Origin of the sequence: Streptomyces sp. NPDC029526, assembly GCF_040637405.1 — a bacterium.
Lineage (GTDB): Bacteria > Actinomycetota > Actinomycetes > Streptomycetales > Streptomycetaceae > Streptomyces.
Window position 1 is genome coordinate 215,845 of the sequence record NZ_JBEZWE010000002.1, and the last position, 13,402, is coordinate 229,246.

Here is a 13,402-nt window from a genome sequence, read left to right on the forward strand (position 1 = left end):
ACGTGCACGGCAGAAGCGCAGAGACGTGCAGAAAAGCACAGAGAACTACAGGGAAGCACGAATTTCAACGGTCGTCCTCGGCGATCACGTTCCAGCGGTCACGTCGCAGGATCACGCCCGACGGTCACGTGCGGGAGAGCGTTCCGGGCATCACGTCCGGCGATCGTGTGCCGGAGACCGTGTCCTTCGGGGCGCCGTTCCAGCGAGCAAAGGGTTCATGGGTCGGTGGTCCGCCCCGCCCGGTCGGTACCGGGTGGATCGGTCCGTTCTGACCTCGGAAGTTAGTCATCAATTACTAATCAACGAGCGAGCACCTCCTGGGGGAGCGATGTCACCTCGATCCGAACGTCGCGGGGAAGCCGTCTGGGCCCTCGTGATCACCAGCGTCGCCGGCTTCATGGCGGCCCTGGACAACCTCGTCGTCACCACCGCGCTGCCCTCCATCCGCGAGGACCTCGGCGGCGCGCTGCACGACCTCGAATGGACCGTGAGCGCCTACACGCTCACCTTCGCCGTACTTCTGATGTTCGGCGCCGCCCTCGGTGACCGCTTCGGGCGCCGGCGTCTCTTCATGGTCGGCCTCGGCATCTTCACCGCGTCCTCCGCCGCCGCGGCCATGGCTCCCGGTATCGACTCCCTCATCGCCGCCCGCGCGGTCCAGGGAGCCGGTGCGGCGGTGATGATGCCGCTGACGCTGACCCTGCTCACGGCCGCCGTTCCCGAGGCCCGGCGCGGTGCGGCGTACGGCGTCTGGGGTGCCGTCAACGGACTCGCCGTGGCCTCCGGTCCCCTGGTCGGCGGCAGCCTCACCGAGCACATCGCCTGGGAGTGGATCTTCTGGCTGAACGTTCCGCTGGGCCTCGCCCTCATCCCGCTCGCCCGTCTGCGTCTCACCGAGTCCTACGGGACCGGAGCCCCGCTCGATGTCCCCGGCACCCTGCTGGCCAGTGGCGGCCTCTTCGGCATCGTCTACGGCCTGGTCCGCGGCCCCGCCGACGGCTGGACCGGTGGCCTCGTCCTCACCGGCCTGTTCGCCGGTGCGGCGCTGCTCGTCGGGTTCGTCCTCTACAGCACCCGCGCCAGGAACCCCATGCTGCCCATGCGGCTGTTCCGTTCCCGGGCGTTCTCCGGCATCAACGCGGCCAGCCTGCTGATGTTCTTCGGGATGTTCGGCTCGATCTTCCTGCTCGCCCAGTACCTCCAGAACGTGCTCGGCTACTCGCCCACCGAGGCAGGCCTGCGGATGCTGCCCTGGACCGGTATGCCCATGCTGGCCGCGCCCCTCGCCGGCATCCTCTCCGACCGCATCGGCGGACGCCCGGTCGTCGCCGTCGGGCTGTTCCTGCAGTCCCTGGGCCTCGCCTACTTCGCCGTCGTGGTCACCACCGACGTCTCCTACGCCGCCCAGTTGCCCGCACTGATCATCAGCGGTATCGGCATGGGCCTGTTCTTCGCCCCGGCCGCCAACCTGGTCATGTCCAGCGTCCGCAAGGAGGAGCAGGGCATCGCCTCCGGCTCGAACAACGCGCTGCGTGAGGTGGGCGGTGCTCTCGGCATCGCGGTGATGGCCTCCATCTTCGCGGCGCGCGGCGGCTACGAGACCGGTCAGACGTTCGTCGACGGCATGCGGCCGGCGCTCGTGGCGGGGTCCGCGGCCGTCGCCCTCGCCGGAGTCGCCGCACTGCTCATCCCGGCCCGCCGGCGGCCCGAACGCCCCTCGGCGGCACCGGAGGCGGCTGCCCCGGCCCTCGAGAAGATCTCGTGACCGCCCGGCACCGGCCGCCATCCAGCAGCCCCCGGGAGCAGTGCACCGAGCGCCGTCGACGACCCGTGGAGCAGTCCACCGAGCGCGTATGGCGTCCCTCGACCAGCCCCAGGAGCAGCCCACAGAACACGCCACCGAGCGCACCCGACCGGGCACGCCACCCGGAACCCACCCAGCACCCCACCGAGCGCACCCCACCGAGCACGCCACCCGGAACCCACCGAGCCCCGAGGAAGGAACCGGTCATGCCCACCCTCCCCTGGACCGTCCCGAACACCCCGCCGGCCCGCACCGAGGTGCACGTCTTCGCCTCCCGTTTCGAGACCCGCAGCCTGTGGGGGGCCCTGCGGTTCTTCCTGAAGACCCCCGCCGTCTGGTGGCAGGTGAGCAGGGCACCCGGCGCGTACGGCGCCACCCTCAGGGCCGAACCGTTCCGCCGCACCTTCTGGACCCTCTCCGCCTGGGAGTCGCCCAAGGCGCTCTCCGCCTTCGCCCGGACCGGTCCGCACGAACCCACGGCCCGCGGCCTCGCCCGACACATGCGGGACGCGAAGTTCGTCTCCTGGACGGCGCAGAGCGACGACCTCCCGGTCGACTGGACCGAGGTGCGCCGCCGCCTGACCTGACACAGCGCCCGTCCCGTGCCGAGACGCGGTGACGTCCGCACGGCCCCCGTCGGCCCGACCGGCGGGGGCCGTAGTCTTGGGCCCGTGCAGGAACTCCACGACGCCCCCCTCGCCCCGCTGACCACCTTCCGGCTGGGCGGTCCCGCGACCCGGCTGGTCACCGCGACGACGGACGACGAGGTGATCTCCGTCGTCCGCGAGGCCGACGACACCGGCACCCCGCTGCTGGTCATCGGCGGCGGCTCCAACCTCGTCATCGGCGACAAGGGCTTCGACGGCACCGCCCTCGTCATCGCCACCCGCGGCTTCCACCTGGACGGCACCCGCCTCGAACTGGCGGCCGGCGAGGTCTGGACGGACGCCGTCGCCCGCACCGTGGAGGCCGGGCTCGCCGGGGTCGAGTGCCTGGCCGGCATTCCCGGTTCGGCGGGGGCGACCCCCATCCAGAACGTCGGCGCGTACGGCCAGGAGGTCTCCTCCACCATCACCGAGGTCATCGCCTACGACCGCACCGCCCGCGAGTCGGTCACCCTCGCCAACGAGGACTGCGCGTTCTCCTACCGCCACAGCCGCTTCAAGGCCGACCCCGAGCGCTACGTCGTGCTGCGTGTCCGGTTCGCCCTGGAGGACGCGGGCGGCCTCTCCGGACCGCTGAGGTACGCCGAGACCGCCCGGGCGCTCGGTGTCGAGGCGGGCGACCGCGTCCCGTTGGAGGCGGCGCGCGAGACGGTGCTGAAGCTCCGCGCGGGCAAGGGCATGGTGCTGGACCCGGAGGACCACGACACCTGGTCGGCGGGCTCCTTCTTCACCAACCCGATCCTCGACGCCGACGCCTTCGAGGCGTTCCGCGCGCGGGTGCGGCGGCACCTGGGCCCCGACGTGGAGCCCCCTGCCTACCCCGCCGGTGAGGGCCGGGCCAAGACCTCCGCCGCCTGGCTGATCGACAAGGCCGGGTTCACCAAGGGCTACGGCACCGGGCCCGCCCGGATCTCCACCAAGCACACCCTCGCGCTGACCAACCGCGGCAACGCGACCACGGAGGACCTGCTGGCCCTCGCCCGCGAGGTGGTCGCCGGCGTGCACCGCACCTTCGGCATCACCCTCGTCAACGAACCGGTCACGGTCGGCGTGAGCCTCTGACCGGAGCCTCCGGGAGGCGGGCGCCGACGACCGGAAGCCCGACGACCCGACCGGCTCGGAGCCCGCGCCTCCGGGACCACGACGGAGACCGGAACGGAATCACTGGGGAACCCGGAACAGGATTACTCGGGCACCCGGAACAGGGACGGAACCCGCGACCACGACGGAGACCGGGCCGGGACCACGACACGGACCGGGAGCCGGGACCAGGTGACCGGGAGAGGCGCCAGTCCACCGCCCACCGCCGCCCACCGCCGACCCTTCAGCCCGTCACCGGCTCCGCCAGCCACGCGTCCACGCCCGCCAGCAGCTCCTTCTTGACGTCCTCGGGCGCCGCCGACCCGCGCACCGACTGCCGGGCCAGTTCCGCCAGCTCCGCGTCCGAGAAACCGTGGTGCTGCCGGGCGATCTCGTACTGGGCCGCCAGCCGGGACCCGAACAGCAACGGGTCGTCCGAGCCCAGGGCCAGCGGCACACCCGCCTCGAACAGCTTCCGCAGCGGCACGTCCTCGGGCTTGTCGTAGACGCCCAGCGCCACGTTGGACGCCGGACACACCTCGCAGGTCACCTGGCGGTCCGCCAGCCGCTTCAGCAGCCGCTCGTCCTCCGCGGCCCGGACCCCGTGCCCGATCCGGGTGGCGCCCAGGTCGTCCAGGCAGTCCCGCACCGACGCCGGACCGGCCAGCTCACCGCCGTGCGGGGCCGACAGCAGTCCGCCGTCGCGCGCGATGGCGAACGCCCGGTCGAAGTCCCGGGCCATCCCGCGCCGCTCGTCGTTGGAGAGCCCGAAGCCGATCACGCCCCGGTCCGCGTACCGCACCGCGAGGCGGGCCAGCGTGCGGGCGTCCAGGGGGTGCTTCATCCGGTTCGCGGCCACCAGCACCCGCATCCGGAGCCCGGTGTCCCGCTGCGCCGTCTCCACGGCGTCCAGGATGATCTCCAACGCCGGGATCAGGCCGCCCAACCGGGGCGCGTACGACGTCGGGTCCACCTGGATCTCCAGCCAGCCCGAGCCGTCCCGCAGCTCCTCCTCCGCGGCCTCCCGTACCAGCCGCCTGATGTCGTCCGGTTCCCGCAGGCAGGAGCGGGCGGCGTCGTACAGCCGCTGGAAGCGGAACCAGCCCCGCTCGTCCGTGGCGCGGAGTTGGGGAGGCTCGCCGCTGGTCAGTGCGTCGGTCAGCGTCTCCGGGAGACGGACACCGTGCTTGTCGGCCAGCTCCAGGACGGTCGTCGGGCGCATCGACCCGGTGAAGTGCAGGTGCAGATGGGCCTTCGGCAGCCGGGAGACATCACGTACACGTTCCATTGCCCGATCGTGCCGCACCCGCGGTCCGAGCCGGTAGCGCTTTCCCGGAACGTGGTCTTGCTCGCACGTGAGTGCGCCGGTACGCGCGACGCGGGTGGCCGGTCCGCCGCCCCGCTGCCCCGTGCACCGGGACGGAAGAGCGGGCCGCCCCGCAGGGAGCGGCCCGCTCGGAAACTCGGGGGCACGACGGCCGTCCGGCACCCTGATCCGGGACCGACCCGGACCACCGGACCAGGGTCATCCGACCACGATCACCGACTCGGACCTGCCGGATCAGACCCGCCGGATCAGTCGCGGGCCTCCGCCAGCAGCTTCTGGATCCGGCTCACGCCCTCCACCAGGTCCTCGTCACCGAGGGCGTAGGACAGCCGCAGGTATCCCGGCGTGCCGAACGCCTCACCCGGGACCACCGCGACCTCCACCTCCTCCAGGATGAGCGCGGCCAGCTCCACGGAGCTCTGCGGGCGCTTGCCCCGGATCTCCTTGCCGATCAGCGCCTTCACCGACGGGTAGGCGTAGAAGGCGCCCTCGGGCTCGGGGCAGACCACGCCGTCGATCTCGTTCAGCATCCGCACGATGGTGCGGCGGCGCCGGTCGAAGGCCTCCCGCATGGTCGCCACGGCGTCCAGGTCGCCCGAGACCGCGGCGACGGCGGCGGCCTGGGCGACGTTGGACACGTTGGACGTGGCGTGCGACTGGAGGTTGGTGGCCGCCTTGACGACGTCCTTCGGTCCGATGAGCCACCCGACCCGCCAGCCGGTCATCGCGTACGTCTTGGCCACACCGTTGACCACGATGCACTTGTCGCGCAGCTCGGGCAGGACCGCCGGCAGCGAGGTGAACGTGGCGTCGCCGTAGACGAGGTGCTCGTAGATCTCGTCGGTGAGCACCCACAGCCCGTGCTCGACGGCCCAGCGGCCGATCGCCTCGGCGTCCTCGGCGCTGTAGACGGCGCCGGTCGGGTTCGACGGGGACACGAAGAGGACGACCTTCGTCCGCTCGGTGCGGGCGGCCTCCAGCTGCTCCACGCTCACCCGGTAGCCGGTCGTCTCGTCGGCGACCACCTCGACCGGCACACCGCCGGCCAGCCGGATCGACTCCGGGTAGGTGGTCCAGTACGGGGCGGGGACGATGACCTCGTCGCCCGGGTCGAGGATCGTGGCGAACGCCTCGTAGATGGCCTGCTTGCCGCCGTTGGTGACCAGGATCTGGGAGGCGTCCACCTCGTAGCCCGAGTCGCGCAGCGTCTTGGCGGCGATCGCGGCCTTCAGTTCGGGGAGGCCGCCGGCCGGCGTGTAGCGGTGGAACTTCGGGTTCTTGCACGCCTCGACGGCGGCCTCGACGATGTAGTCCGGCGTCGGGAAGTCCGGTTCACCTGCACCGAAGCCGATCACCGGTCGCCCGGCGGCCTTGAGGGCCTTGGCCTTGGCGTCCACCGCGAGGGTGGCGGACTCGGAGATCGCGCCGATGCGGGCGGAGACCCGGCGCTCGGAGGGAGGGGTTGCAGCGCTCATGCGCCCATCGTTCCAGACCGGAAACCCGCCCGGCACAGGGGTTTCACAGACTGAACAGGACCGGGCAGGCCCCTGAACACCAGTCCGGACCACCCCGCGGCCGGCCTGCCCGAGCAGGACGATCTCCGGCCGGAGACGCCCCCACGGGCGCTTTCTGTTCGACGCCCGGGCCAGGACCACGTACACTCTCACCTCGTTGGCCTCCGACGGCCCGCGCCGACCGGTGCACACCAGGCGACGAGTGGGATGCGGTACGTTGGGGAACACACAAAGGGTCGTAGCTCAATTGGTAGAGCACTGGTCTCCAAAACCAGCGGTTGGGGGTTCGAGTCCCTCCGGCCCTGCTACACACTCCTTCGCCAGGATGTGTGCGCATGTACGTACAGCAATGCACCGCCGTGCGGCTCAAACCGGGCGCGGCACGGCCACGACCCGGAATCAGGTGAGGACGAGTGACGGACGCCGTGGGCTCCATCGACATGCCTGATGCCGAAGACGAGGCTCCGGACTCCAAGAAGAAGACCCGCAAGGGCGGCAAGCGGGCCAAGAAGGGTCCGCTGGGGCGCCTCGCGCTCTTCTACCGGCAGATCATCGCGGAACTCCGCAAGGTGGTCTGGCCGACCCGCAACCAGCTCACGACGTACACGACCGCCGTGATCATCTTCGTCGTCCTCATGATCGGACTGATCACCGGGATCGACTATGGATTCAGTCACGCCGCCAAATACGTCTTCGGCTGAGCCGCAAGCGAAGAGCGCCGAGGTACCCGGCGCTCCTTTCGCATGTTCCACCCCTATGTATCCAGGAAGAAGCAGCCACCGTGTCTGACCCGAACGTGAACGACGCCGTTGAGCCTCGGGGCGAAGGGGCCGAGTCCGTCGAGGACGAGCTCGCCACCGTCGACGGCGCGGACAGCGCGGACACCGAGGCCTCCGCCGAGGTCGAGGCTGCCGACGCCGCCGCGGACGAGGCCGGCGCCGCCGCGGGCGAGGAAGCCGCCGCCGCGGGCGAGGAGGCCTCCGAAGAGGCCGAGGAGGCCGAGGACGAGCGCGACCCGGTCGAGAAGCTCCGCGAGGAACTGCGGACGCTGCCCGGCGAGTGGTACGTCATCCACACCTACGCGGGCTACGAGAAGCGCGTGAAGACCAACCTGGAGCAGCGCGCCGTCTCGCTGAACGTCGAGGACTACATCTTCCAGGCCGAGGTGCCCGAGGAAGAGATCGTCCAGATCAAGAACGGCGAGCGCAAGACGGTCCGGCAGAACAAGCTGCCCGGCTACGTCCTGGTCCGCATGGACCTCACCGACCAGTCCTGGGGCGCGGTGCGGCACACGCCCGGCGTCACGGGCTTCGTCGGCGACGCCTTCAACCCGTACCCGCTGACGCTGGACGAGATCGTCAAGATGCTCGCCCCGGAGGCCGAGGAGAAGGCCGCCCGCGAGGCCGCCGAGGCCGAGGGCAAGCCGGCTCCGCAGCGCAAGGTCGAGGTCCAGGTGCTGGACTTCGAGGTCGGCGACTCGGTCACCGTCACCGACGGCCCGTTCGCCACGCTGCAGGCGACCATCAACGAGATCAACCCCGACTCCAAGAAGGTCAAGGGCCTGGTGGAGATCTTCGGCCGCGAGACGCCGGTCGAGCTCTCCTTCGACCAGATCCAGAAGAACTAGCGCTCCGCGCGGTTCCCTCTGGCAGACAGCTTCCGGGCAGGTCAGTCGAGCGCTCACGCCCTCGGCTGACCTGCTCGGTTTTTGGCCGCGCATACATACCCGCTATCGTTGTGCGGTATGCCTGCGTCCGGGTGGTTTCCCGGTCGCGGGCAGGACCCGAATGAAAGGACCCGGAGAGCCATGCCTCCCAAGAAGAAGAAGGTCACGGGGCTCATCAAGCTCCAGATCCAGGCCGGTGCCGCGAACCCGGCCCCGCCGGTCGGCCCCGCGCTGGGTCAGCACGGCGTCAACATCATGGAGTTCTGCAAGGCCTACAACGCCGCGACCGAGTCGCAGCGCGGCTGGGTCATCCCGGTGGAGATCACGGTCTACGAGGACCGCTCCTTCACCTTCATCACGAAGACGCCGCCGGCCGCCAAGATGATCCTCAAGGCCGCGGGCGTGGACAAGGGCTCCGGCGAGCCGCACAAGAACAAGGTCGCGAAGATCACCCGCGACCAGGTTCGCGAGATCGCCACCACCAAGATGCCCGACCTGAACGCCAACGACCTGGACGCCGCCGAGAAGATCATCGCCGGCACCGCCCGTTCCATGGGCGTCACGGTCGAGGGCTGACCTCCACCCCCGCAACCCGAAGCAGAAGTGTGGCAGGGCCTGCTCGGCCCGCACCACGACTCCTAAGAACCCACAGGAGCAAGTAGTGAGCAAGCGCAGCAAGTCTCTCCGCGCTGCGGACGCCAAGGTCGACCGGGAGAAGCTCTACGCCCCGCTCGAGGCCGTCCGTCTCGCCAAGGAGACCTCCACGACCAAGTTCGACGGCACCGTCGAGGTCGCCTTCCGCCTGGGTGTCGACCCGCGCAAGGCCGACCAGATGGTCCGTGGCACCGTGAACCTCCCGCACGGCACCGGTAAGACCGCCCGGGTCCTGGTCTTCGCGACCGGCGACCGTGCCGAGGCCGCGCGTGCCGCGGGCGCCGACATCGTCGGCGCCGACGAGCTGATCGACGAGGTGTCGAAGGGCCGCCTGGACTTCGACGCCGTCGTCGCCACCCCGGACCTCATGGGCAAGGTCGGCCGCCTCGGCCGCGTGCTCGGTCCCCGTGGTCTCATGCCGAACCCCAAGACCGGCACCGTGACCCCGGACGTCGCCAAGGCTGTCAACGACATCAAGGGCGGCAAGATCGAGTTCCGCGTCGACAAGCACTCGAACCTGCACTTCATCATCGGCAAGACGTCCTTCGACGACTCCAAGCTGGTGGAGAACTACGGCGCCGCGCTGGAGGAGATCCTCCGTCTGAAGCCGTCCGCCGCCAAGGGCCGGTACATCAAGAAGGCCGCCATCACCACCACGATGGGCCCCGGCATCCCGGTCGACCCGAACCGCACCCGCAACCTCCTCGTCGAGGAGGACCCGGCCGCGGTCTGAGCCCACGGCTCACCTCAACCGGTCAAACGGGCCCCGCACCTGCTCAGGTGCGGGGCCCGTCCCCGTTCCGGCCCGCCCGCCGACCGTCTGCGCTACGGTGCCGACACGGGGTTCGCACGGAGGAACGGGGGCACAGGGGTGGGACCGGGACCGACGACGATCATCTCGGTGCGCCGCACCGGTCTCGCGCTGGCGGCGGCTGCCGCACTCACCGGCCTCACCGCGATGTCCGCCTGCACGACGACCGGTTCCTCCGGCGACACCACTGCCTCCGGGCCCACCGCGTCCCCCTCCCGCGCCGCCGGCGGGCACGACGCCTCCCAGGGCCGGGAGAGCACGGCGGATCCGGCGTCCGTCGCCGCCCTGAAGAGCGCCGAGCGGGCCACCGGTCGCGCGCGCTCCGCCCGGGTCGAGTCGACCACCACCATGGGCGCCCTGATGTCGATGAAGGCCACCGGAGTGCTGTCCTGGCGCGACGGCCTGACCGGCACCCTCACCCTGACCTACACCGGCGGCAGCGTCGCCGAGGCCATGCGCCGGCTCGGCAGCACCTCGATGGAGGCCCGCTACCTCCCCGACGCCTACTACGCCCGCATGGGCGACGCCTTCGCCGCTCAGGCGGGAGGACGGCACTGGATCCGGTACGCCTACCGGGACCTGGACGGGCTCACCGGCGGGGCCGGGGCGCAGTTCGGCGACCAGATGCGCAACACCGCCCCTCACCACTCCGTGAAACTGCTGCTGGCCTGCGGGGACGCCCGGCGGGTCGGTGACGAGCGGGTGCGCGGCGAGCGGGCCACCCACTACCGGGGGTCCGTGGACGTGGCCGCCCTCGACGGCGCGGACAGCCGGGGCACCGGGCTCGACCCCGCCCAGCTGGCCGACCTCAGGGACCGGCTCACCCGCGCCGGGGTCACCACCCAGACCGTCGACGTCTGGGTCGACGACCGGGGCCTGCTGGTGAAGAAGGTGGAGAGGGCGAACACGGCGTCGGGCGAGCTGACCCAGACCGCGTACTACTCCGGCTACGGCGTGGACGTCACGACCGTGGCGCCGCCCGCCGCGGACACGAGGGACGTCAAGGACCTGGTGGGCGAGGGCGGCGGGCCGTCCGGCGGGCCCTAGGCACCGCCCGTACCCGGCGGGAACGTATAGGGCGGTCGTCCCCGGCCCTGGCCCCAGCTCCGGCCCCAGTTCCGGCTCCGGCTCCGGTCCCGGCCCCGGAAAATCGGACGCTTCTGCCGTTCCGGTGGGATAGCCTCCCCACTTCATCGAGTGCCAACCATGCGTTCCCCGGGGGGAGTTGCGTCGGGGGCCGACACCTGGGGGATCCGTGAAGTCATCCGTACCCGCTGCCGGACTGGCCGCGCTCCTGCTCGCCGCGGGGGCCGTCGGCTGTTCCCAGAACACCGACTCGCCCGCCATGACCCCGGCCGCCGCCGTCGCCAAGGCGGCGAAGAGCACCGGGGACCTCACCTCGTTCCGCTACACCCTGACCGGCGAGGTGCCCGAGCAGGGCCGGGTCGAGGGGGAGGCCGTGATGCGGCTCAAGCCCGAGCCGGCCATGGGCATGAAGATGAGGGCGCTGGACCAGGGCGCGGACGGCACCGTCGAGATCCGCCTCGTCGACGAGGTCATGTACATCGGCGGCGGCGCCGGCATGGCCGAGGAGATGGACGGAAAGAGGTGGATGAAGTTCGACCTGGCCGCGACGGGTGCCGACGGGGCGCTGACCGACCGGGGTGCCGCGGACCGGGCCCAGCAGGACCCGGCGGGCGAGGCCGGGTTCCTCACCGGCGCCAAGGACGTGGAAGAGGCCGGCACGGAGAAGGTCGACGGCGTCGAGACCACCCGGTACTCGGGCACCGTCACGCTCGACGACCTGCGCGCCTCGCTGAAGAAGAAGGACGCGGCGGCTGCCGAGCGCGGCGAGAAGAACATCGAGCGGTACGAGGACATGGGTGTGGACGAGCTCACCATGGACCTGTGGGTGGACGGTGAGGACCGCACCAAGCGGTTCCGGATGCGCGGCGACGCCACGGGCGGACCGCTGGACATGACCATCACCTTCCACGACGTGAACAAGCCCGTCACCGTCGAGGCACCGCCGGCCGGTGAGACCGCCGACCTGGAGGAGCTGCTGGAGGGTCTCGGGGAGGGCTGATCCGCCGGTCCGCTCCCCGGCCGCCGTGGGGCAGGGGAACGGATTTGCCTCCCGGCGAGCCGTTCCCGTACTCTCCTGAGGAAGCCAAAGACCGCTGGTCGTTGCCGTGCGCTCGCGAGAGGGCGCGGTGGCCGAAGGATCCGCTGAACTGCGGACGACCCGCGCAGGTGACTGTGGAAGAGCTCCCGGACGTCGACGCTGCCGCAAGGCGGTGCCGGAACCGGTGGAGCCTCGCCCCGTGCGCCTGCGCCGGGGCGTTTCGTTTTCCCCAGTCCTCCTTCGGGTCCGCGCGGTCCGAATCACCCGGAAGGAGGCCGAGGCTCTATGGCGAGGCCCGACAAGGCTGCCGCAGTGGCCGAGTTGACGGACCAGTTCCGCAACTCCAGCGCTGCCGTGCTGACCGAGTACCGCGGTCTCACCGTGGCCCAGCTCAAGCAGCTGCGCCGTTCGCTCGGTGAGAACGCCCAGTACGCCGTGGTGAAGAACACGCTGACCAAGATTGCGGCCAACGAGGCCGGGATCTCGACGCTGGACGACCTGTTCAACGGTCCGACGGCAGTCGCCTTCGTCACCGGTGACCCGGTGGAGTCGGCGAAGGGTCTTCGTGACTTCGCCAAGGACAACCCGAATCTCGTCATCAAGGGCGGTGTCCTTGACGGCAAGGCGATGTCCGCCGACGAGATCAAGAAGCTCGCGGACCTCGAGTCCCGCGAGGTTCTGCTCGCCAAGCTGGCGGGCGCCTTCAAGGGCAAGCAGACCCAGGCTGCCCAGGTGTTCCAGGCGCTCCCGTCGAAGCTGGTCCGCACCGTGGACGCGCTTCGTGCCAAGCAGGACGAGCAGGGCGGTGCCGAGTAATTCGGCTCGCTGACCGATCCTCACCGCATCGGGTGAGGGTCGTTGCGGGCCCGACGTACGCCCGCCTCACCCAGTACATCCGGCACCTGCCGATTTAGTGGAAGGACCGCCATCATGGCGAAGCTCACCCAGGACGAGCTGCTTGCCCAGTTCGAGGAGATGACCCTCATCGAGCTCTCCGAGTTCGTGAAGGCCTTCGAGGAGAAGTTCGACGTCACCGCCGCCGCCGCGGCCGTGGCCGTCGCGGGCCCGGGCCAGGCCGGCCCGGCTGCCCCGGCCGAGGAGGAGAAGGACGAGTTCGACGTCATCCTCACCGGCGCCGGCGACAAGAAGATCCAGGTCATCAAGGTCGTGCGTGAGCTGACCTCGCTGGGTCTGAAGGAGGCCAAGGACCTCGTCGACGGCACCCCGAAGCCGGTCCTCGAGAAGGTCAACAAGGAGCAGGCCGAGAAGGCCGCCGAGTCCCTCAAGGGCGCCGGCGCCTCGGTCGAGGTCAAGTAAGACCTCGCGGATCCGGCAGGATCCGCAGCACGTCCCACGGGATGTGTAACGCGTCAGCACGGAAGAGCGATCATCCATCCGGGTGGTCGCTTTTCCGTGTCTGAGGGCCCGGCGGCGGCTGCCTTGCCCCCGGGACGGCGGGGGGTATGGTGATCTTTGATGTGCCTCGACGGGCCGCCAGGGGTCGCCCGGTGGACGAGGGCCCGGGCAAGGGGGGCCTTGACGAACCGCACGCAGCGCGCAATTCTCAGGACGCGTCGTCACAAGGATCCGAATCCGAGGCATGGATCGACGGCGAAGAGGGCAGTATCACGGTGCGTTGAGGGCAGCGCCTTGTCGCAGGAGTTGAGAACAACGAGGGCCTCCGAGGGTCTCGAAAACCCGCACTGGACATCAGTGTGCCAAGTGGCTACACTGACCCTTTGCGCTGCCTGTTAGC

13 protein-coding genes and 1 tRNA gene are annotated in these 13,402 nt (G+C 70.6%); 12 read left to right on the forward strand and 2 right to left on the reverse strand.

What is annotated here, in order from left to right; translation table 11 throughout:
- Positions 1-328: 328 nt before the first annotated feature.
- The 3 genes from AB0F01_RS06555 to AB0F01_RS06565 all read left to right on the forward strand — a co-directional run bounded on the left by AB0F01_RS06555 (position 329) and on the right by AB0F01_RS06565 (position 3,531).
- Positions 329-1,765, forward strand: a complete 1,437-nt coding sequence (locus tag AB0F01_RS06555) for a DHA2 family efflux MFS transporter permease subunit (protein WP_362090556.1) — start codon at positions 329-331, stop codon at positions 1,763-1,765.
- A 245-nt stretch (positions 1,766-2,010) separates the two neighbouring features.
- The gene (locus AB0F01_RS06560) at positions 2,011-2,391 is read left to right on the forward strand and encodes a DUF3291 domain-containing protein (RefSeq protein WP_362090558.1); all 381 of its coding nucleotides are present in this window, start codon (positions 2,011-2,013) and stop codon (positions 2,389-2,391) included.
- A gap of 84 nt (positions 2,392-2,475) precedes the next feature.
- On the forward strand, positions 2,476-3,531 hold the full coding sequence (locus AB0F01_RS06565; RefSeq protein ID WP_362090560.1) for a UDP-N-acetylmuramate dehydrogenase: 1,056 nt from the start codon (positions 2,476-2,478) through the stop codon (positions 3,529-3,531).
- A 262-nt stretch (positions 3,532-3,793) separates the two neighbouring features.
- On the opposite strand, the gene AB0F01_RS06570 is transcribed toward AB0F01_RS06565, so the two are convergent.
- Together AB0F01_RS06570 and AB0F01_RS06575 are read right to left on the reverse strand one after the other, a co-directional pair.
- Positions 3,794-4,837 carry an adenosine deaminase gene (locus AB0F01_RS06570; protein ID WP_362090562.1) on the reverse strand — a complete coding sequence of 348 codons (1,044 nt, stop codon included), beginning with the start codon at positions 4,835-4,837 and terminating at the stop codon, positions 3,794-3,796.
- A gap of 287 nt (positions 4,838-5,124) precedes the next feature.
- Positions 5,125-6,351 (reverse strand): pyridoxal phosphate-dependent aminotransferase, encoded by a 1,227-nt coding sequence (locus AB0F01_RS06575; RefSeq protein ID WP_362090564.1) that lies wholly within the window; start codon positions 6,349-6,351, stop codon positions 5,125-5,127.
- 271 nt (positions 6,352-6,622) lie between these two features.
- Here AB0F01_RS06575 and AB0F01_RS06580 point away from each other — a divergent pair.
- The 9 genes from AB0F01_RS06580 to rplL all read left to right on the forward strand — a co-directional run bounded on the left by AB0F01_RS06580 (position 6,623) and on the right by rplL (position 12,963).
- A tRNA-Trp gene (locus tag AB0F01_RS06580) sits at positions 6,623-6,695 on the forward strand.
- Between the two features lie 108 nt (positions 6,696-6,803).
- Positions 6,804-7,091, forward strand: coding sequence for a preprotein translocase subunit SecE (secE, locus tag AB0F01_RS06585; RefSeq protein ID WP_164334180.1), 288 nt, complete (start codon positions 6,804-6,806; stop codon positions 7,089-7,091).
- 80 nt (positions 7,092-7,171) lie between these two features.
- Positions 7,172-8,017 (forward strand): transcription termination/antitermination protein NusG, encoded by an 846-nt coding sequence (nusG, locus tag AB0F01_RS06590; protein ID WP_362090567.1) that lies wholly within the window; start codon positions 7,172-7,174, stop codon positions 8,015-8,017.
- A gap of 180 nt (positions 8,018-8,197) precedes the next feature.
- Complete coding sequence (gene rplK / locus AB0F01_RS06595) at positions 8,198-8,632, forward strand: 50S ribosomal protein L11 (RefSeq protein WP_164334178.1); 435 nt, start codon at positions 8,198-8,200, stop codon at positions 8,630-8,632.
- An 85-nt stretch (positions 8,633-8,717) separates the two neighbouring features.
- On the forward strand, positions 8,718-9,443 hold the full coding sequence (gene rplA, locus AB0F01_RS06600) for a 50S ribosomal protein L1 (RefSeq protein WP_362090569.1): 726 nt from the start codon (positions 8,718-8,720) through the stop codon (positions 9,441-9,443).
- Between the two features lie 225 nt (positions 9,444-9,668).
- Complete coding sequence (locus tag AB0F01_RS06605; protein ID WP_362092463.1) at positions 9,669-10,568, forward strand: hypothetical protein; 900 nt, start codon at positions 9,669-9,671, stop codon at positions 10,566-10,568.
- Positions 10,569-10,776: 208 nt separating this feature from the next.
- Positions 10,777-11,607, forward strand: a complete 831-nt coding sequence (locus AB0F01_RS06610; RefSeq protein ID WP_362090571.1) for a DUF1396 domain-containing protein — start codon at positions 10,777-10,779, stop codon at positions 11,605-11,607.
- Positions 11,608-11,931: 324 nt separating this feature from the next.
- Positions 11,932-12,462 carry a 50S ribosomal protein L10 gene (gene rplJ / locus AB0F01_RS06615; RefSeq protein ID WP_164334174.1) on the forward strand — a complete coding sequence of 177 codons (531 nt, stop codon included), beginning with the start codon at positions 11,932-11,934 and terminating at the stop codon, positions 12,460-12,462.
- A gap of 114 nt (positions 12,463-12,576) precedes the next feature.
- Positions 12,577-12,963: a 50S ribosomal protein L7/L12 gene (gene rplL / locus AB0F01_RS06620; RefSeq protein WP_362090574.1), complete on the forward strand. Its 387-nt coding sequence runs from the start codon at positions 12,577-12,579 to the stop codon at positions 12,961-12,963.
- The last annotated feature ends 439 nt before the right edge of the window (positions 12,964-13,402 follow it).

Coding starts and splice junctions, on each gene's coding strand:
- AB0F01_RS06555 (WP_362090556.1), top strand. CDS start 329: ATGTCACCTCGATCCGAACGTCGCGGGGAAGCCGTCTGGGCCCTCGTG.
- AB0F01_RS06560 (WP_362090558.1), top strand. CDS start 2,011: ATGCCCACCCTCCCCTGGACCGTCCCGAACACCCCGCCGGCCCGCACC.
- AB0F01_RS06570 (WP_362090562.1), bottom strand. CDS start 4,837: ATGGAACGTGTACGTGATGTCTCCCGGCTGCCGAAGGCCCATCTGCAC.
- AB0F01_RS06575 (WP_362090564.1), bottom strand. CDS start 6,351: ATGAGCGCTGCAACCCCTCCCTCCGAGCGCCGGGTCTCCGCCCGCATC.
- rplK (WP_164334178.1), top strand. CDS start 8,198: ATGCCTCCCAAGAAGAAGAAGGTCACGGGGCTCATCAAGCTCCAGATC.
- AB0F01_RS06605 (WP_362092463.1), top strand. CDS start 9,669: ATGTCCGCCTGCACGACGACCGGTTCCTCCGGCGACACCACTGCCTCC.
- rplJ (WP_164334174.1), top strand. CDS start 11,932: ATGGCGAGGCCCGACAAGGCTGCCGCAGTGGCCGAGTTGACGGACCAG.
- rplL (WP_362090574.1), top strand. CDS start 12,577: ATGGCGAAGCTCACCCAGGACGAGCTGCTTGCCCAGTTCGAGGAGATG.